This window comes from Stutzerimonas sp. NM35 (assembly GCF_054604355.1).
The window spans coordinates 3,701,944-3,720,143 of the sequence record NZ_CM137728.1; the positions used below are offsets into that span (position 1 = coordinate 3,701,944).

The window sequence follows — 18,200 nt, forward strand, 5'->3', positions numbered from 1 at the left end:
CGTGAAACTGATCGTGCTCGACCGTGACGGGGTCATCAACGAAGACTCCGACGCCTATGTGAAAAGCCTGGATGAGTGGGTTCCGATTCCCGGCTCGCTCCAGGCCATTGCACGGCTGTGCCAAGCCGGCTGGACAGTGGCCGTGGCCACCAACCAGTCCGGTCTGGCGCGCGGCAAGTTCGACGCCAGCACCCTCGATGACATGCACCTCAAGATGCAGCAACTCGTGATGGAGCAGGGCGGGCGCATCGACCTGATCGTGCACTGCCCGCACGGCCCGGACGACGGCTGTGAGTGCCGCAAGCCCAAGCCCGGGCTGTTCCGCACCATCGCCGAGCATTTCAGCCTGGCTGACCTGAAAGGCGTGCCGGTGGTCGGCGACAGCCACCGCGACCTGCATGCCGGTCTTCTGCTTGGCGGCGAGCCTTATCTGGTCAGAACTGGCAAGGGCTTGCGCACGCTTGAAGGCACGCTGCCTGTGGGCACGCAGGTCTTCGATGACCTGGCCGCAGTTGTCGATCATCTAGTGGGGAGCACCGCATGAAAGCCCTGCTTCCCTTGCGTATCACATTGTTCTACTTCCTGCTGTCGTTCACTGCGTTCGCCTGGTGCCTGGTGTGCCTGGTCTGTGCGCCGTTCATGTCGTTCCGCATGCGTTACCGCTTCGTGGTGCAGAACTGGTGCCGCTGCGCCGTATGGCTGGGCAAGACACTGGTCGGCCTGCGCTATGAGGTGCACGGCACGGAGAACATCCCCTCGCAACCCTGTGTGATCCTGGCCAAGCACCAGAGCACCTGGGAAACCTTCTTCCTGTCAGCATACTTCGAGCCTCTGACCCAGGTGCTCAAGCGTGAGCTGCTACGGGTGCCGTTCTTCGGCTGGGCCATGTGGCTGCTCAAACCCATCGCCATCGATCGCGACAACCCCAAGGCGGCGCTGCGGCAGGTGGCCAAGCAGGGCCAGGAACGCCTGGAGCAGGGCGCCTGGGTGCTTATTTTCCCGGAAGGCACCCGCGTACCGGTCGGACAGCAGGGCAAATTTTCCCGCAGCGGTGCCTCGCTAGCGGTCAATGCCGGACTGCCGGTACTGCCTATCGCCCATAACGCGGGCCTATTCTGGCCCAAGGCGGGTTGGGGCAAAAACCCCGGAATAATCCAGGTGGTTATCGGTCCGGCCATGCATGCCGAAAGCGAAGGACCTCGCGCGGTTGCCGAACTCAATCAACGCGCCGAAGACTGGATCAATGCACAGGTGAAAATCCTGGAGCAACGGGCCGGTATCGCAAACTGATCACCCCGTCAGCAGGGAGGGCAGGGATGCCGCCCCCGGACATCATCGAGAGTCTGGTTACGTGCAGTACATCTCAAACGAACAACTGGCTGCCGAATGGCAAAGCCTGCTGCAACGTTTTTCCCGCCAGGCCGGCATCGAGCTGAAAGCCGTAGCTGAAGCTAACAGCCAGGAACTGGCTGCGCACTTCTACCAACAGATGCTGGCCGATCCTCAGGCTGCCCTGTTCCTTTCTCATGAACAGGTTCAAGAGCGTCTCAGCAATTCCATGCAGCGCTGGGTGCAGCGCGTACTCACAGCAACTAGCGATGAGAATCTGGAGCCGCTCATCGAGCTGCAGCGTACCATTGGCGAAGTCCATGCACGCATCGAAATCCCGGTCAGCCTGGTGCTGCGTGGTGCTCGTCATCTCAAGGGCCGGCTACGCACCCTGATCGAACAGCGCGTACCCGAGGAGGTCCTGCGCCGCGACGCCGCCCGTCTGGGTGCGGACATCATCGATCTGGCCGTGGAAATCATCTGCTTCGCCTATTCCCAGTCCCACGACCGGAACTCACGTGCAGAGGAAGCCTATCGGCTGTTTTCGGTAGCGCAAAATCTGGGTGCCGAGAAGGAACGTCAGCGTGCAGCCCTGCTGGATTGGGAAAACCAGCTGATGTTCAATCTCGCGGTGGGTAGCAGCTTCTCCAGTTTGCCGCGCCTGACCGGCTCCGAATTCGGTCTGTGGTTCCGCCACAAGGCCGCTCACGCCTTCCAGGGTTCGCCCAATGCGGCGAACATCCTGGAATTCATCCTCAATATCGACAAAGAGCTGCAGCTCCTTGGTGAAGTTGGCGTGGATCAAGGCAACGGTACGCTGCATAGCATCCGTGAAAAAACCCGCTCCATTCGCTTCTTGCTGGACAACCTGTTCGAGCAGGCCGGTGAACTGGAAACCGGGCGCGACGTGCTCACTCGGCTGCTCAACCGCAAGTTCCTGCCAGTGGTGATGAACAAGGAAATGCTCTACAGCCGTCAGTCCGGCGGCAACTTCGGCGTGCTCGCCATCGATGTCGACAACTTCAAGCAGATCAACGACCGTTATGGGCATGACGGTGGTGACCAGGTACTGCTGCAAATCGCCACGGCTCTGTCCAACAATACCCGTGGCGGCGACTATGCCTTCCGTCTCGGCGGCGAAGAATTCCTCTTGGTGCTGGTGGACATCAACGCGCAGAAGGTCCTGCAAGCGGCGGAAAAATTGCGCGCCGCCATCGCCTCCGAGCGTTTCCGCCTGCCTCAGGGTGAAATACTCAACGTGACAGTCAGCATCGGCGTAGCCGTTCACGATGGCCATCCCGACTACGAACATCTTCTGCGCCGCGCCGACCAGGCGTTGTATGAAGCCAAACGTACAGGCCGTAACCGCTGCGTACTGGCGCCCTCAAGCTGAGGGGTGCACCACAGCAAAGCATGAAAAAGGGGGAGCAGACCGAAATCTGCTCCCCCTTTTGCGTTGCAGCGCTGCGTTAGGCAACCGGCGACGTGCTGCGGATCAGGTGATCGAAGGCGCTCAACGAAGCCTTGGCGCCTTCGCCCAGGGCGATGACGATCTGCTTGTAGGGCACCGTGGTCACGTCGCCGGCGGCGAACACGCCAGGGATGTTGGTCTGGCCCTTGGCATCGACGATGATCTCGCCGAAGCGGTTCAGCTCGACACTGCCCTTGAGCCAGTCGCTGTTGGGCAGCAGGCCGATCTGCACGAAGATGCCTTCCAGCTCGACGGTGTGCAGTTCGTCAGTGTTGCGGTCCTTGTAGACCAGGCCGGTGACCTTCTGGCCGTCGCCCAGCACTTCGGTGGTCTGCGCCATGGTCAGGATGGTGACGTTGGGCAGGCTGCGCAGCTTGTTCTGCAGTACGGCGTCGGCACGCATGCTCTCGCCGAATTCCAGCAGGGTGACGTGAGCGACGAGGCCGGCCAGGTCGATGGCCGCTTCCACGCCGGAGTTGCCGCCGCCGATCACCGCCACACGCTTGCCCTTGAACAGCGGGCCGTCGCAGTGCGGGCAGTAGGCGACGCCACGACCGCGGTATTCCTGCTCGCCGGGCACGTTCATCTCACGCCAGCGCGCACCGGTGGAGAGAATCACGGTCTTGGACTGCAACCGTGCGCCGTTCTCGAACTCGACGGTGTGCAGGCCTTCGGCGCCCGCCGGGATCAGCTTGCTGGCGCGCTGCAGGTTCATGATGTCGACCTCGTATTCGCGCACGTGCTCTTCCAGGGCGCGGGCCAATTGCGGGCCTTCGGTGGCCTTGACCGAGATGAAGTTCTCGATGGCCATGGTGTCCAGCACCTGACCGCCGAAACGCTCGGCGGCAACGCCGGTGCGGATGCCCTTGCGCGCGGCGTAGACGGCAGCGGCGGCACCGGCCGGGCCACCGCCGATGACCAGCACGTCGAAGGCGGCCTTGGCGCTCATCTTCCCGGCGTCACGGGCGGCGGCGCCGGTGTCGAGCTTGGCAAGGATTTCCTCTTCGCCCATGCGACCCTGGCCGAACAGTTCGCCGTTGAGGTAGATACTCGGCACCGACATGACCTGACGCGCTTCGACTTCATCCTGGAACAGCGCGCCGTCGATGGCGACGTGGCGGATGTTGGGATTGAGCACGGCCATCAGGTTCAGCGCCTGGACCACGTCCGGGCAGTTCTGGCAGGACAGCGAGAAGTAGGTCTCGAAGTTGTATTCGCCTTCGATGCCTTTGATCTGCTCGATGACGTCCGCCGCGGTCTCCGACGGATGCCCACCGACCTGCAGCAGCGCCAGCACCAGCGAGGTGAATTCGTGGCCCATGGGCAGGCCGGCAAAGCGCAGGCTGATGTCGCCACCGATGCGGTTCAGCGCAAAGGACGGCTTGCGTGCATCCTGGCCGTCGGTCTTCAAGGTGATCTTGTCGCTGAGGCTGGCGATGTCCTGCAGCAGGCTCAGCATTTCCCGGGATTTCTCGCCGTCATCGAGGGACGCGACGATCTCGAACGGCTGAGTGACCTTTTCCAGATAGGCTTTCAACTGGGTCTTGAGATTGGTGTCGAGCATGAAATACCCCTTAAGCAAAGATTGGCCTTGGCCGGGAAGATGAAAAAGCTTCGATAAGCGAATCCTACCGGGGCCAGGTAATTTTCAAAAATTGATTAATGCAAGAGACTCAATCAGTAAAAACTATCGGGAACTTCTCAGGTCTTGTGTTCCACGTGGAACACATGCTTTTTCAGCCATCCATAAACAAGAACCCCGGCACGAGGCCGGGGCAGGTATTGCAGAGACGCGGAAGAATCAAAAGTCCAGATTGGACACCGCCAGAGCGTTCGTTTCGATAAAGTCCCGGCGCGGCTCCACCGCATCACCCATCAGGGTGTTGAAGATCTGGTCAGCTGCAATGGCATCTTCGATAGTGACCTTGAGCATTCGGCGCACCGCCGGGTCCATGGTGGTTTCCCACAGCTGGTCCGGATTCATTTCACCCAACCCCTTGTAGCGTTGCACGCTATGCCGGCGGGTGCCTTCGACCATCAGCCAGTCCAGAGCTTCCTTGAAGGAGGAAACCGCTTTCTTGCGCTCGCCGCGCTGAACGTAGGCGCCTTCTTCCAGCAGACTGTTCAACTCATCCCCCAGCGTGGTGACGGTCTTGTAGTCATTGCTGGCGAAAAAGTCGCGGTTGAAGGTGATGTAGCTGGCCTGGCCGTGCGAAATGATTTCCACCTCGGGCAACCACAGGCTGCGTTCCTTGTCTTCGCGCAGGCTGGCCTTGTAGCCCAAGCCCGAGCGCTCGACACCTTCGAGCATCGCCGAATAGGACGCCAGCCAGGTTTGCATCGCCGATTGATCAGCCAGCTGCTCGACCGTTACGCGCGGCAGGTAGATGAAGTGTTCGGTCAGTTCCTGCGGATAGAGACGCGACAGGCGCTGCAGGGTTTTCATCACGGCGCGGTAATCGTTGACCAGCCGCTCCAGGGCTTCGCCGGACAGGCCTGGCGCACCTTCGTTGACGTGCAGGCTGGCTTCCTCGAGAGCCGACTGGGTGCGGTATTCCTCCATCGCCTCATCGTCCTTGATGTACTGCTCCTGCTTGCCACGCTTGACCTTGTACAGCGGCGGTTGCGCGATATAGATGTAGCCACGCTCGACCAGCTCAGGCAGCTGACGGAAGAAGAAAGTCAGCAGCAGCGTGCGAATGTGTGAGCCATCGACGTCAGCATCGGTCATGATGATGATGTTGTGATAACGCAGTTTGTCGATGTTGTATTCCTCACGCCCGATCCCGCAGCCCAGTGCGGTGATCAGCGTGCCGACTTCCTGCGAGGAAATCATGCGGTCGAAGCGCGCCCGCTCGACGTTGAGGATCTTGCCCTTGAGCGGCAGGATCGCCTGGGTCTTGCGGTTGCGCCCCTGCTTGGCAGAGCCGCCCGCGGAGTCCCCTTCCACGATGTAGAGTTCGGAAAGGGCAGGGTCCTTTTCCTGGCAATCGGCAAGTTTGCCGGGAAGACCGGCGATATCCAGGGCGCCCTTGCGGCGCGTCATTTCCCGTGCCTTGCGCGCCGCCTCGCGGGCACGCGCCGCATCGATCATCTTGCTGACGACCGCTTTCGCCTCGTTGGGATGCTCGAGCAGGAAGTCGGCAAAGTGCTTGCCCATTTCCTGTTCGACAGCGGTTTTGACTTCCGAGGATACGAGCTTGTCCTTGGTCTGCGAGCTGAACTTGGGGTCCGGCACCTTGACCGAGATGATGGCCGTCAGTCCTTCGCGCGCATCGTCGCCGGTGGTCGCAACCTTGTGTTTCTTGGCCAGGCCTTCCTGCTCGATGTAGTTGTTCAGGTTACGTGTCAGTGCCGAGCGGAACCCGGCAAGGTGCGTACCGCCATCGCGCTGGGGAATGTTATTGGTGAAGCAGAGCAGGTTCTCGTTGAAACTGTCGTTCCACTGCAACGCCACTTCAACGCCAACACCGTCATCACGCTGGACATTGAAGTGGAAAACCTCGTTCACCGGCGTCTTGTTGGTGTTGAGGTAGGCCACGAAGGCGCTGAGGCCGCCTTCATACTTGAACAGCTCCTCCTTGGCGTTGCGCTCATCGCGCAGGACAATGCCGACCCCGGAGTTGAGGAACGAGAGTTCGCGCAGCCGCTTGGCCAGGATATCCCAGCTGAAGTGGATATTCTGGAAGGTTTCCGCCGAGGGCTTGAAGTGGATCTCGGTGCCGGAATCCTGGGTTTCCCCCACAGCCGCGAGCGGTGCCTGGGGAACGCCGTGACGATAGATCTGCTCCCAGACCTTGCCACCGCGACGAATCGTCAGGATCAACTCCTCGGAGAGCGCATTCACCACGGAGACGCCCACGCCGTGGAGGCCACCGGAGACCTTGTAGGAGTTGTCATCGAACTTACCGCCGGCGTGCAGCACGGTCATGATGACCTCGGCAGCCGACACCCCTTCTTCGTGGATATCGACCGGAATGCCACGCCCGTTGTCGCGCACACTGATGGACTCGTCGACGTGAATGGTGATGCAGATATCACTGCAATGGCCGGCCAGCGCTTCGTCGATCGAGTTATCGACGACCTCGAACACCATGTGATGCAGGCCGGTGCCGTCGTCCGTATCGCCGATATACATACCGGGACGCTTGCGTACCGCATCGAGGCCTTTGAGTACCTTGATACTGGACGAGTCGTAAGTATGGTTTTCGCTCATGCCGTCACTCCCGAGGGGCCGTGGACCTGGGCTATCGCTCCATGTTCCACGTGAAACATTGAGATTGGCGTATCGTCACGCCAGCCTTCTCGCAATAGGTTCGAATCGACACAGGTGATGAAAACCTGGCAATTCAGTTGTTCCAGCAAGCTGCACAGCGCAAGCCGGTGGGTTTCGTCCAGCTCGGACGGTAGGTCATCGACCAGATAAATACATTGCCCGCGCTTGGCCTCGCTCACCAGATGCCCTTGGGCTATGCGCAGGGCACAGACAACCAGTTTCTGCTGGCCACGAGACAGGGTTTCCGCCGCGCTGTGGCCTGCCATACGCAGGCGAAGATCAGCCCGCTGAGGTCCCGCCTGGGTATGCCCCATCATCCGATCACGTTCGATTGATGCCGCCAGTACATCGGCGAGAGCCAGGGATTTGTCCCAACCTCGGTAATAGCTCAGCTGGAAGCCTTCCAGCTCCAGCAGGGCTGCCAGGGTTCTCTCGAAAACCGGCTTGAGTGCCTGAATGTAGGCCCGTCGATACTCGTCGATCTCCTCACTTGCCAGGCTCAGCTCACGGCTCCAGGCCGCCTGCGAAGCGACGTCAAGTGTACCATGCCGCAGCCACGAGTTACGCTGCCGCAAGGCCTGCTGCAGCCGCTGCCACGCCTGGAGAAAGCGCGGTTCCACGTGGAACACGCCCCAGTCGAGGAATTGCCTGCGCAGCTTGGGCGCACCTTCCAGCAGGCGAAAACTGTCCGGGTTGATCAGCTGCAATGGCAGTGCATCAGCCAGTTCGGCTGCGCTCTTGACGCTCTGGCCGTCGATACGAATGCGCACATCGCCCGAACGATCACGGGAAATACCCAGCGCGCTGGATCGTTCCTCATCCAGCGTCACCTGACCGAAAACCGTACAGCTCGTTTGTTCGTGAGCGATCACCGGATTCAGACGAGCACTGCGAAACGAGCGTGCCATACCCAGCAGATAGATGGCTTCCAGCAGGCTGGTCTTGCCACTGCCGTTATCGCCATGAAGGATATTGATGCGAGGGGAGGGGGTTAACGTCACCGGCTGCAGGTTGCGAACGCCGGTGACGGAAATACGGCTAAGGGACATTCAGTGCTGGTTACAGACGCATCGGCATGACGACATAGGAGGAATCGTCGTTGTCGAATTCCTGGACCAACGCACTGCTGTTGGCATCGGAGAGAATCAGACGCACCTGCTCGGTGGTCATCACGCCCAGCACATCCAGCAGGTAGCTGACGTTGAAGCCAATCTCCAGCGAACCGCCGTTGTAGTCGACGGCCACTTCCTCTTCCGCTTCTTCCTGCTCCGGGTTGTTGGCCTGGATCTTCAACAGGCCGCTTTCCAGTTGCAGACGAATGCCGCGGTATTTTTCGTTGGAGAGAATCGCCGTACGGCTGAAGGCCTCGCGCAGCGTCTGTCGATCGCCGACGACGAGCTTGTCGCCGCCACGCGGCAGCACACGCTCGTAATCGGGGAACTTGCCATCCACCAGCTTGGAGGTGAAGGTGAATTCGCCGGTGGTCGCGCGAATATGATGCTGGCCCAGAACGATGCCGACTTCAGCATCCTGCTCGGTCAGCAGCCGCGCCAGTTCGAGAATCCCCTTGCGCGGAACGATGACCTGATGACGGTCCGGCTGATCGATGTTGGCCTGCACGGAACACATCGCCAGGCGATGGCCATCGGTCGCCACGGCACGCAACATGCCGCTGGAAACTTCGATCAGCATGCCGTTCAGGTAATAGCGCACATCCTGCTGGGCCATGGCGAAGCTGCTGCGCTCGATCATGCGGCGCATGCTGCCCTGGTTGACGCTGAAACTCAGTGAGCCAGGACCTTCTTCCACAGCCGGAAAATCATTGGCGGGCAGTGTCGACAGGGAAAAACGGCTGCGCCCGGATTTGATCACCACTTTCTGGTCATCGAGGCGAATGTCGATCAGTGCATCGGGCTGCAGGCTCTTGCAGATATCCATCAGCTTGCGCGCCGGCACGGTGATTTCACCGGGCTCGCAGGCATCTTCCAATGCAACGCGACCGACCAGTTCGACCTCCAGGTCGGTCCCTGTCAGGGACAGTTGCTGATCCTGGACAACCAGCAATACGTTGGACAGCACCGGCAAGGTCTGGCGCCGCTCGACGACGCCGGCTACCAGCTGCAGGGGTTTCAACAGGGCTTCGCGCTGAATGGTGAAATGCATGGTCCGGTCCCTTGCCTATTAAATGGCCGCAGTCTGTTCAGGTTGTCAAAGTACGAAGGAGATTTTTGTAGTCTTCGCGAATATCCGCATCCAGTTCCCGAAGTTCGGCAATCTTACGACAGGCATGCAGCACAGTCGTGTGATCGCGCCCGCCAAATGCATCGCCGATTTCCGGCAGGCTGTGGTTGGTCAGTTCCTTGGACAAGGCCATCGCAACCTGGCGTGGCCGGGCGACGGAGCGCGAACGCCGCTTCGAGAGCAGATCGGCGATCTTGATCTTGTAATACTCGGCGACGGTACGCTGGATATTGTCGACGCTGACCAGCTTGTCCTGCAGGGCAAGCAGGTCTTTCAGTGATTCGCGAATCAGCTCGATGGTGATGTCGCGCCCCATGAAGTGGGCATGGGCAATGACCCGCTTGAGCGCGCCTTCCAGTTCGCGGACGTTGGAGCGAATCCGCTGGGCGATGAAGAAGGCGGCATCATGGGGCAGATCGACATTGGCCTGATCGGCCTTTTTCATCAGGATCGCCACCCGTGTCTCAAGCTCCGGCGGCTCTACCGCCACCGTAAGCCCCCAGCCGAACCGGGACTTCAGGCGTTCTTCCAGCCCGTCGATTTCCTTGGGGTAGCGGTCACTGGTAAGAATCACCTGTTGCCCGCCTTCAAGCAGCGCATTGAAGGTATGGAAGAACTCCTCCTGGGAACGTTCCTTCTTGGCGAAGAACTGGATGTCATCGATCAGCAGCGCATCCACCGAGCGATAGAAACGCTTGAACTCATTGATGGCATTGAGCTGCAGCGCCTTGACCATGTCGGCGACGAAACGCTCCGAATGCAGGTAGACCACCTTGGCATTGGGGTTCTTCTTCAGCAGATGGTTGCCCACCGCATGCATCAGGTGGGTCTTGCCGAGGCCGACGCCGCCATAGAGGAACAACGGGTTGTAGCCATGCTTGGGGTTGTCCGCGACCTGCCAGGCCGCGGCGCGTGCCAGCTGGTTCGATTTGCCTTCGACGAAGTTCTCGAAGGTGAAGGTGCGGTTGAGATAGCTGGTGTGCTTGAGCCCGCCCTCGACCTGCACGTTGCGCTCTGCACGCACGGGAGCTACAGGTTCGGAAAAACCGCTCGGGGCCTCTTCACGTCGCGATGATTCCTGCACGGTCGGAGCCACGGCTGCCGGCGTCGGCTGCTGGGCACGCGCCATGGAGGCAGACGGCAGGCCGGTAGCCGAAGCGCGGCGCTTGCTGCCGATCAGCAGCGACAGACTCGGAGCCGGGCCGCTCGCACGCTCGGACAACAGCTCCAGCAGACGGGACAGATACTTCTCGTTGACCCAGTCGAGGACGAACCGGTTGGGCGCGTAGACGTGAAGCGCGTCCGCCTCGGCCTCAACCTGAAGCGGACGGATCCATGTGTTGAATTGCTGGGCTGGCAGTTCATCCCTCAAGAGGTCAACGCACTGCTGCCAAAGTTCCACCGACACGGAATCTCCTAAAGCTGTCGAGCTGTAAAACGGTCGTCATTGTAGCCCTGCGCCATCCAGTTATCCACAAATGAGCCACGTCTTGCAGCAGAAAACGCTGGACCCGATAACACCACGAACAGGAAAGATGGCTCGCTAAGCCCTGTTGATAACGCCCCCTGAGCGCTGGGTATCAGTCGGTGGATAGCCTGCATACAAAAACTTCTGTGGATAAGTCATGGATTCACCCACAGGCTATGCAACGCATACCCACCCTCGACACACGGGCAACCCCAAGGGTTTCGCTTCGAGCAACGCTTTGCCAGTCATGGCTTTCAGCGTGTTATCCACAGAATGCGCGTTCACCATCTATAAACGCTTTAGAAAGAAAACCTATTCTTTTCTTTCTTTATTAAACTTTCCTTGCTGATCGACTGGCTGGAAATTGACCTGGCAGCCTGGCTTCTCTACAATCGCCGGTCTCTTAAAAGGGGGCCATTCCGGCCCGCAATGGATCACCAGGTAAAGCATCATGAAACGCACTTTCCAGCCCAGCACCATCAAGCGCGCTCGCACCCACGGTTTCCGTGCCCGTATGGCTACCAAGAACGGTCGTGCCGTCCTGTCGCGCCGTCGTGCCAAGGGTCGTAAGCGTCTGGCAGTCTGAACACGTCGGAATCGCTAGTGAGTCGGGACTTCGGTCGGGAAAAGCGATTGCTGACCCCGAGCCAGTTCAAGGCAGTCTTCGACTCCCCTTCCGGCAAGTTACCGGGCAGGAATGTCCTGCTCCTTGTGCGCGAAAATGACCTGCCTCATCCCCGCATCGGGCTGGTGATCGGCAAGAAGAGCGTCAAGCTTTCGGTCGAACGCAATCGCATCAAGCGGCAACTGCGCGAAACCTTCCGTCTCAATCAGCTGGAATTGGCGGGTTGGGACATCGTGGTGATTGCGCGCAAGGGATTGGCCGATCTGGATAATCCTGAACTGGCACGGCAATTCAACAAGCTTTGGAGACGGCTGTCGCGCACACCCTCTCAGGCCGCCGTTCATCCAGAACAGGGTAAAACCGTCCATGCGTAAACTTGCCCTGATCCCGATTCGCATCTACCAGTACGCTATCAGCCCCATGATGGCCAGCCATTGCCGCTTCTATCCAAGCTGCTCCTGCTATGCACAGGAGGCCATTGAAAACCATGGCCTGCTGCGCGGCGGCTGGTTGAGCCTGCGCAGGCTTGGCCGTTGCCATCCATGGAATCCGGGCGGCTATGATCCCGTGCCTTCCAACAACACCTCCAATTCATCTTCGATGACCGAGTAATCATGGATATCAAACGCTCGATCCTGCTTGTATCACTGGCCATCGTTGCCTACCTGATGGTTCTGCAGTGGAACCAGGACTATGGTCAGGCAGCCCTGCCTGACGAGACACGCCAGTCACAGAATGCCGCGGCCCAGGTATCCGACATGCCGGTCGCTGCCAGCACCGAAGGCGCCCAAGGCGACATCCCGGTGGTAGCCAGCGAACAGCAAGCCAGTGCGCTGCCTGAAACCCCGGCCAGTTCCCAGCTGATCCGCGTCACTACCGATGTGCTGGAGCTGGCAATCGACCCGCGTGGTGGCGATATCGTCGATCTGCGCCTGTCGCAGTTTCCACGCCGCCAGGATCGTCCTGATGTGCCTTTCCAGTTGTTCGAGCGCAGTGCCGAGCGTATCTATGAAGCCCAGAGCGGCCTGATCGGCGATGGTCCGGACAAGGCCAGTGGCCGCCCGCTGTACAGCAGCGAACAGCAGCAGTATCAGCTGGCTGAAGGACAGGATCGCCTGGTTGTCGATCTGACCTACAGCGAAGACGGCGTCGACTACATCAAGCGTTTCAGCTTCGATCGCGGCACCTACAACCTTGAAGTTCGCTATCTGATCGACAACCACAGCGAGAAGCCCTGGTCCGGCATCATGTTCGGCCAGCTCAAGCGCGACAGCAGTGGCGATCCATCCTCCAGCACCGCCACCGGGACGGCCACCTACCTGGGGGCCGCGCTCTGGACCAAGGATGAGCCCTACACCAAGGTGTCCATGGGCGACATGGATGACAAGAACTTCCGGGCAACCGTCGAGGGTGGCTGGATCGCCTGGCTGCAGCACTACTTCGTCACCGCCTGGATTCCCTCGCCCGATCAGACCAACCAGGTCCAGACCCGCAAGGACAGCCAGGGCAACTACATCATCGGCTTCACCGGCTCTGCGATTGCCGTCGCGCCGGGCAGCCAGGGCGAGATCGCGGCAACCCTGTATGCCGGTCCCAAGGACCAGGACAGGCTCGAAGAACTCTCCCCCGGCCTGCGCCTGACCGTCGATTACGGCTTCCTCTGGTTCCTCGCACAGCCGATCTTCTGGCTGCTGAGCGCCATTCATACGCTGCTCGGCAACTGGGGCTGGTCGATCATCGTGCTGACCATCATCATCAAGCTGATCTTCTTCCCGCTCTCGGCGGCCAGCTACAGGTCCATGGCACGCATGCGCGCCGTGGCGCCGAAGATGCAGGCGCTCAAGGAACAGCACGGCGACGATCGCCAGAAGATGTCCCAGGCGATGATGGAGCTGTACAAGAAGGAGAAGATCAATCCGCTCGGTGGCTGCCTGCCGATCTTGGTGCAGATGCCGGTGTTCCTGGCCCTCTACTGGGTACTGCTGGAAAGCGTCGAGATGCGCCAGGCTCCGTGGATGTTCTGGATCACCGACCTGTCGATCAAGGATCCCTTCTTCATTCTGCCGATCATCATGGGCGCTACCATGTTCATCCAGCAGCAACTGAACCCGACCCCGCCGGACCCGATGCAGGCCAAGGTGATGAAGCTGCTGCCGATCATCTTCACCTTCTTCTTCCTCTGGTTCCCGGCCGGTCTGGTCCTGTACTGGGTGGTCAACAACGTCCTGTCCATCGCACAGCAGTGGTACATTACGCGCAAGATCGAGAGACAGGTCACGGCCTCGGCCTGACTTGCGCAGTAAACAGAACGCCCCTTGATTGGGGCGTTTTGCTTTTTCAGTTCCTGGAGAGACGCATGAGCCAAGATCGCGAAACCATCGCCGCAGTCGCCACCGCACCGGGTCGTGGCGGCATCGGGGTCGTGCGGGTTTCCGGACCGCGCGCCAAAGCGCTGGCCATCACCCTCAGCGGTCGAGAGCCCATCGCCCGTCATGCTCATTACGGCCCGTTTCATGCCGATGACGGCGAAGTCATCGATGAAGGGCTGATGCTGTTCTTTCCCGGCCCGCATTCGTTCACCGGCGAAGACGTGCTGGAGCTGCAGGGCCACGGCGGGCCGGTGGTCATGGACATGCTGCTGCGCCGTTGCGTGGAACTGGGCGTGCGCCTGGCCCGTCCGGGGGAATTCAGCGAGCGTGCCTTTCTCAACGACAAGCTGGACCTGGCCCAGGCCGAAGCCATTGCCGACCTCATCGAGGCCAGTTCCGCCCAGGCCGCGCGCAATGCGGTGCGTTCACTGCAGGGCGAGTTTTCCCGGCGCGTCCATCAACTGACCGAACGACTGATCCAGCTGCGCATCTACGTCGAAGCCGCCATCGACTTCCCCGAGGAAGAGATCGATTTCCTCGCCGATGGCCACGTGCTGGGATTGCTCGAGGGCGTGTGCGCCGAGTTATCCACAGTGTTGCGCGAAGCCGGACAAGGCGCATTGCTTCGCGAAGGCATGACGGTGGTCATCGCCGGCCTGCCCAATGCCGGCAAGTCCAGCCTGCTCAATGCCCTTGCCGGACGCGAAGCGGCCATCGTCACCGATATCGCCGGCACCACCCGGGACATCCTGCGCGAACATATCCACATCGACGGCATGCCCCTGCACGTAGTGGACACCGCTGGCCTGCGCGACACTCAGGACCAAGTGGAAAAGATCGGTGTGGAACGCGCGCTCAAGGCCATAGAGGAAGCCGACAGGATACTGCTGGTGGTCGATTCCACCGCCCCGGAAGCAACTGACCCCTTTGCACTCTGGCCGGAATTTCTCGATCAGCGTCCCGATCCGGCGCGCGTCACCCTGATCCGCAACAAGGCCGACCTGTCCGGTGAGCCGGTGGCGCTGGAGGTCTGCAACGATGGCCACGTCACCCTCAGCCTCTCAGCCAAATCCAGTGACGGCCTCGACCTGCTGCGCGAACACCTGAAGACTTGCATGGGTTACGAGCAGACCTCGGAAAGCGGCTTCAGCGCACGCCGACGTCACCTCGATGCACTGCACCAAGCCCGCCAGCACCTCGACCATGGCCACGCCCAGCTGACCCTCGCCGGTGCCGGCGAACTGCTGGCCGAGGACCTGCGCCAGGCCCAGCAAGCCCTGGGCGAAATCACCGGCGCCTTCAGTTCCGACGACCTGCTGGGGCGAATCTTTTCCAGCTTCTGTATCGGCAAATAACCAGCAGCTCAGTAATCGATCCAACTCGACGCCGGCTTCAACGAGCACGGCGTGACAGGCTGTGCCTGGTTGAAAATCCGAACCCTTTCATTCCGCTCCGGAATATTCATAGCCAAATTCAATGCTGAGCCCTGTGGACAAGCCCACCTGATCCCGGTCCATAAAAGGGGTATAAACCAGGGCATGAAAACGTCTGTGGATAAATAGCGTTTCCATACACAGGCTGCTCACGGGCTACGCACCGTCTCCACCCAGCTTCAGCACCGGGTTTCGATCTTCTGTAGACCAGTAAAGACACGGCCTGCAGAGGTTATCCACAGAAAACACCCGAACCATTTATAAACATAAAAATAAGCTTTAAAGAATTACTTTCTTTATCTCTATATTTGTTTGCCAGTAAACATGCCTACCGGGTTGGTTATTTTTTATCCAGAAGCCTTCTTTCAGCGTCCGTGAAACCCTATACTTGCGCGTTTCCAGAACCCCCCTATGAACAGGCACGAGGTGCGTGGTGGATTTCCCTTCCCGTTTTGACGTCATCGTGATCGGTGGTGGCCATGCCGGTACCGAAGCTGCCTTGGCAGCGGCGCGCATGGGCGTGAAAACCCTGTTGCTGACGCACAATGTGGAAACGCTCGGACAGATGAGCTGCAATCCTGCTATCGGCGGTATCGGCAAGAGCCATCTGGTCAAGGAAATCGATGCACTGGGCGGTGTCATGGCCACTGCCACCGACAAGAGCGGTATCCAGTTTCGTGTACTCAACAGTCGCAAGGGACCGGCTGTGCGTGCCACCCGCGCCCAGGCTGATCGGATTCTGTACAAGGCCGCCGTTCGCGAAACGCTGGAGAACCAGCCCAACCTGTGGATATTCCAGCAGGCGGCGGACGATCTCATTGTCGAAGCCGATCAGGTCAGGGGCGTGGTCACCCAGATGGGGCTGCGCTTCTTCTCCGAGTCGGTGGTATTGACCACCGGGACCTTCCTCGGCGGACTTATCCACATCGGGCTGCAGAACTATTCCGGCGGTCGTGCCGGCGATCCGCCTTCCATCGCTTTGGCGCAGCGTCTGCGCGAGCAACCCCTGCGCGTGGGACGCCTGAAAACCGGCACACCACCGCGCATCGATGGTCGAAGCGTCGATTTCTCGGTGATGATCGAACAGCCCGGTGACACACCGCTGCCGGTGATGTCCTTCCTCGGCAACCGCGAGCAGCATCCGCCGCAGGTCAGTTGCTGGATCACCCACACCAATTCCCGCACCCACGAAATCATTGCCGCCAATCTGGATCGCTCGCCGATGTATTCCGGTGTCATCGAAGGCGTAGGGCCGCGCTATTGCCCCTCCATCGAGGACAAGATCCACCGCTTTGCCGACAAGGACAGCCACCAGGTCTTCATCGAACCCGAAGGCCTGACCACACATGAGCTGTACCCCAACGGCATTTCCACCTCGCTGCCGTTCGACGTGCAGCTGCAGATCGTGCAGAGCATCCGTGGCATGGAGCATGCGCATATCGTTCGGCCAGGCTATGCCATCGAGTACGACTACTTCGACCCGCGCGACCTCAGGCACAGCCTGGAAACCAAGGTAATCGGCGGGCTGTTCTTCGCCGGCCAGATCAATGGCACCACTGGTTACGAGGAAGCCGGTGTCCAAGGGCTGCTCGCCGGAACCAACGCCGCCTTGCGTGCCCAGGGGCGTGACGCCTGGTATCCACGCCGCGATGAGGCCTATCTCGGGGTGCTGATCGACGACCTGATCACTCTGGGCACCCAGGAGCCGTATCGCATGTTCACCTCGCGCGCCGAATACCGGCTGATCCTGCGCGAGGACAACGCCGACCTGCGTCTGACGGAAAAGGGCCGTGAACTGGGGCTGGTGGATGACATCCGCTGGGCAGCATTCGAGCGCAAGCGCGAAGGCATCGCGCGCGAGGAACAACGCCTGAAGGAAACCTGGGTGCGTCCTGGTACCGAACAGGGGGAGGCCATTTCGGCCCGTTTTGGTACCCCGCTGACCCATGAGTACAACCTGCTGAACCTGCTGGCGCGCCCCGAGATCGACTATCAGAGCCTGGTCGAGCTGACGGGCGTGGTGGTGGACGATCCGCAGGTGGCCGAGCAGGTAGAGATCAAGACCAAGTACGCCGGTTATATCGAGCGTCAGCAGGACGAGATTGCCCGTTTGCGTGCCAGCGAGAATGTCGTTCTGCCAACCGAGCTGGATTACTCGGCAATCTCTGGGCTTTCAAAGGAAATCCAGCACAAGCTGTCCCTGGCGCGTCCCGAAACCCTGGGGCAGGCATCGAGAATTCCCGGCGTCACGCCAGCGGCCGTGTCGTTGCTGATGATTCATCTGAAAAAGCGCAGTGCCGGTCAGAAACTGGAGCAGAGCGCCTGATGAGTCCCGACATGGCAAATCATGCAGCAGAACTGCGCGAAGGTGCCTTGCAGCTGGGTATCGAACTGAGCGAAGTCCAGCAGCAGCTGCTGCTGGGTTACCTGGCCCTGCTGAACAAGTGGAACAAGGCCTACAACCTGACCGCCGTGCGTGATCCGGCAGAGATGGTTTCGCGGCATCTGCTCGACAGCCTCAGCGTGGTGCCCCATGCAGAGCCGGGCGGGTCACGCTGGCTCGATGTGGGCAGCGGCGGCGGCATGCCAGGCATTCCCCTGGCGATCCTGTTTCCCGAACGCGACTTCACCCTGCTCGATTCCAACGGCAAGAAGACCCGCTTCCTCACGCAGGCCAAGCTCGAACTGAAGCTGGCCAACGTCGAGGTTATCCACAGCCGCGTCGAGCAGTTCAAACCCGAGCAGCCCTTTACCGATATCACTTCCCGAGCCTTCAGCTCGCTGGAGGATTTCGCCAACTGGACGCGTCACCTGAGTGATGGCACGACCCGCTGGCTGGCTATGAAAGGCGTGCAGCCGGATGACGAACTGCAGGCCCTGCCTGCGGATTTCCAGCTGGAACGCTGCCTGGTGCTCAAGGTTCCCGGTTGCCAAGGCCAGCGCCATCTGCTGATACTGCGCCGCACTTCATGACCCCGGACAGACACT

The 18,200-nt window shown here is 60.2% G+C and carries 15 protein-coding genes; 10 read left to right on the forward strand and 5 right to left on the reverse strand.

The window, feature by feature from the left end; translation table 11 throughout:
• Position 1: 1 nt before the first annotated feature.
• The 3 genes from gmhB to ACYCFC_RS17135 all read left to right on the forward strand — a co-directional run bounded on the left by gmhB (position 2) and on the right by ACYCFC_RS17135 (position 2,722).
• Complete coding sequence (gene gmhB / locus ACYCFC_RS17125) at positions 2–544, forward strand: D-glycero-beta-D-manno-heptose 1,7-bisphosphate 7-phosphatase (protein WP_181085267.1); 543 nt, start codon at positions 2–4, stop codon at positions 542–544.
• Positions 541–1,290, forward strand: coding sequence for a lysophospholipid acyltransferase family protein (locus ACYCFC_RS17130; RefSeq protein ID WP_181085269.1), 750 nt, complete (start codon positions 541–543; stop codon positions 1,288–1,290). Before gmhB ends, ACYCFC_RS17130 begins: the two co-directional genes overlap by 4 nt.
• 61 nt (positions 1,291–1,351) lie before the next feature.
• Positions 1,352–2,722 carry a diguanylate cyclase gene (locus tag ACYCFC_RS17135; RefSeq protein ID WP_459652336.1) on the forward strand — a complete coding sequence of 457 codons (1,371 nt, stop codon included), beginning with the start codon at positions 1,352–1,354 and terminating at the stop codon, positions 2,720–2,722.
• Positions 2,723–2,798: 76 nt separating this feature from the next.
• On the opposite strand, the gene ahpF is transcribed toward ACYCFC_RS17135, so the two are convergent.
• The 5 genes from ahpF to dnaA all read right to left on the reverse strand — a co-directional run bounded on the left by ahpF (position 2,799) and on the right by dnaA (position 10,725).
• Entirely contained in the window at positions 2,799–4,364 is a 1,566-nt protein-coding gene (gene ahpF, locus ACYCFC_RS17140; protein ID WP_459652337.1) for an alkyl hydroperoxide reductase subunit F, read from the reverse strand.
• Positions 4,365–4,601: 237 nt separating this feature from the next.
• Positions 4,602–7,016, reverse strand: coding sequence for a DNA topoisomerase (ATP-hydrolyzing) subunit B (gene gyrB, locus ACYCFC_RS17145; protein ID WP_459652338.1), 2,415 nt, complete (start codon positions 7,014–7,016; stop codon positions 4,602–4,604).
• Positions 7,013–8,125: a DNA replication/repair protein RecF gene (gene recF, locus ACYCFC_RS17150; RefSeq protein ID WP_459652339.1), complete on the reverse strand. Its 1,113-nt coding sequence runs from the start codon at positions 8,123–8,125 to the stop codon at positions 7,013–7,015. The genes gyrB and recF overlap by 4 nt, the downstream gene beginning before the upstream one ends.
• A gap of 10 nt (positions 8,126–8,135) precedes the next feature.
• Positions 8,136–9,239 carry a DNA polymerase III subunit beta gene (gene dnaN, locus ACYCFC_RS17155; protein WP_181086569.1) on the reverse strand — a complete coding sequence of 368 codons (1,104 nt, stop codon included), beginning with the start codon at positions 9,237–9,239 and terminating at the stop codon, positions 8,136–8,138.
• A gap of 37 nt (positions 9,240–9,276) precedes the next feature.
• Positions 9,277–10,725, reverse strand: coding sequence for a chromosomal replication initiator protein DnaA (gene dnaA, locus ACYCFC_RS17160; RefSeq protein WP_181086568.1), 1,449 nt, complete (start codon positions 10,723–10,725; stop codon positions 9,277–9,279).
• 511 nt (positions 10,726–11,236) lie between these two features.
• Here dnaA and rpmH point away from each other — a divergent pair.
• The 7 genes from rpmH (at position 11,237) to rsmG (ending at position 18,185) form a co-directional block, all read left to right on the forward strand.
• Positions 11,237–11,371 carry a 50S ribosomal protein L34 gene (gene rpmH / locus ACYCFC_RS17165; RefSeq protein WP_002551315.1) on the forward strand — a complete coding sequence of 45 codons (135 nt, stop codon included), beginning with the start codon at positions 11,237–11,239 and terminating at the stop codon, positions 11,369–11,371.
• 17 nt (positions 11,372–11,388) lie between these two features.
• Complete coding sequence (gene rnpA, locus ACYCFC_RS17170; RefSeq protein ID WP_181086567.1) at positions 11,389–11,784, forward strand: ribonuclease P protein component; 396 nt, start codon at positions 11,389–11,391, stop codon at positions 11,782–11,784.
• Positions 11,777–12,022 (forward strand): membrane protein insertion efficiency factor YidD, encoded by a 246-nt coding sequence (gene yidD / locus ACYCFC_RS17175; protein ID WP_181086566.1) that lies wholly within the window; start codon positions 11,777–11,779, stop codon positions 12,020–12,022. Before rnpA ends, yidD begins: the two co-directional genes overlap by 8 nt.
• Positions 12,023–12,024: 2 nt before the next feature.
• Positions 12,025–13,701, forward strand: a complete 1,677-nt coding sequence (gene yidC / locus ACYCFC_RS17180) for a membrane protein insertase YidC (RefSeq protein ID WP_459652340.1) — start codon at positions 12,025–12,027, stop codon at positions 13,699–13,701.
• A 65-nt stretch (positions 13,702–13,766) separates the two neighbouring features.
• Positions 13,767–15,134 carry a tRNA uridine-5-carboxymethylaminomethyl(34) synthesis GTPase MnmE gene (gene mnmE, locus ACYCFC_RS17185; protein ID WP_459652341.1) on the forward strand — a complete coding sequence of 456 codons (1,368 nt, stop codon included), beginning with the start codon at positions 13,767–13,769 and terminating at the stop codon, positions 15,132–15,134.
• A gap of 511 nt (positions 15,135–15,645) precedes the next feature.
• Positions 15,646–17,538: a tRNA uridine-5-carboxymethylaminomethyl(34) synthesis enzyme MnmG gene (gene mnmG, locus ACYCFC_RS17190; RefSeq protein ID WP_459652342.1), complete on the forward strand. Its 1,893-nt coding sequence runs from the start codon at positions 15,646–15,648 to the stop codon at positions 17,536–17,538.
• Positions 17,538–18,185: a 16S rRNA (guanine(527)-N(7))-methyltransferase RsmG gene (gene rsmG / locus ACYCFC_RS17195; protein WP_459652343.1), complete on the forward strand. Its 648-nt coding sequence runs from the start codon at positions 17,538–17,540 to the stop codon at positions 18,183–18,185. Before mnmG ends, rsmG begins: the two co-directional genes overlap by 1 nt.
• Positions 18,186–18,200: the final 15 nt, after the last annotated feature.

Coding starts and splice junctions, on each gene's coding strand:
- ACYCFC_RS17130 (WP_181085269.1), top strand. CDS start 541: ATGAAAGCCCTGCTTCCCTTGCGTATCACATTGTTCTACTTCCTGCTG.
- ahpF (WP_459652337.1), bottom strand. CDS start 4,364: ATGCTCGACACCAATCTCAAGACCCAGTTGAAAGCCTATCTGGAAAAG.
- gyrB (WP_459652338.1), bottom strand. CDS start 7,016: ATGAGCGAAAACCATACTTACGACTCGTCCAGTATCAAGGTACTCAAA.
- recF (WP_459652339.1), bottom strand. CDS start 8,125: ATGTCCCTTAGCCGTATTTCCGTCACCGGCGTTCGCAACCTGCAGCCG.
- dnaN (WP_181086569.1), bottom strand. CDS start 9,239: ATGCATTTCACCATTCAGCGCGAAGCCCTGTTGAAACCCCTGCAGCTG.
- rpmH (WP_002551315.1), top strand. CDS start 11,237: ATGAAACGCACTTTCCAGCCCAGCACCATCAAGCGCGCTCGCACCCAC.
- yidD (WP_181086566.1), top strand. CDS start 11,777: ATGCGTAAACTTGCCCTGATCCCGATTCGCATCTACCAGTACGCTATC.
- yidC (WP_459652340.1), top strand. CDS start 12,025: ATGGATATCAAACGCTCGATCCTGCTTGTATCACTGGCCATCGTTGCC.
- mnmE (WP_459652341.1), top strand. CDS start 13,767: ATGAGCCAAGATCGCGAAACCATCGCCGCAGTCGCCACCGCACCGGGT.
- rsmG (WP_459652343.1), top strand. CDS start 17,538: ATGAGTCCCGACATGGCAAATCATGCAGCAGAACTGCGCGAAGGTGCC.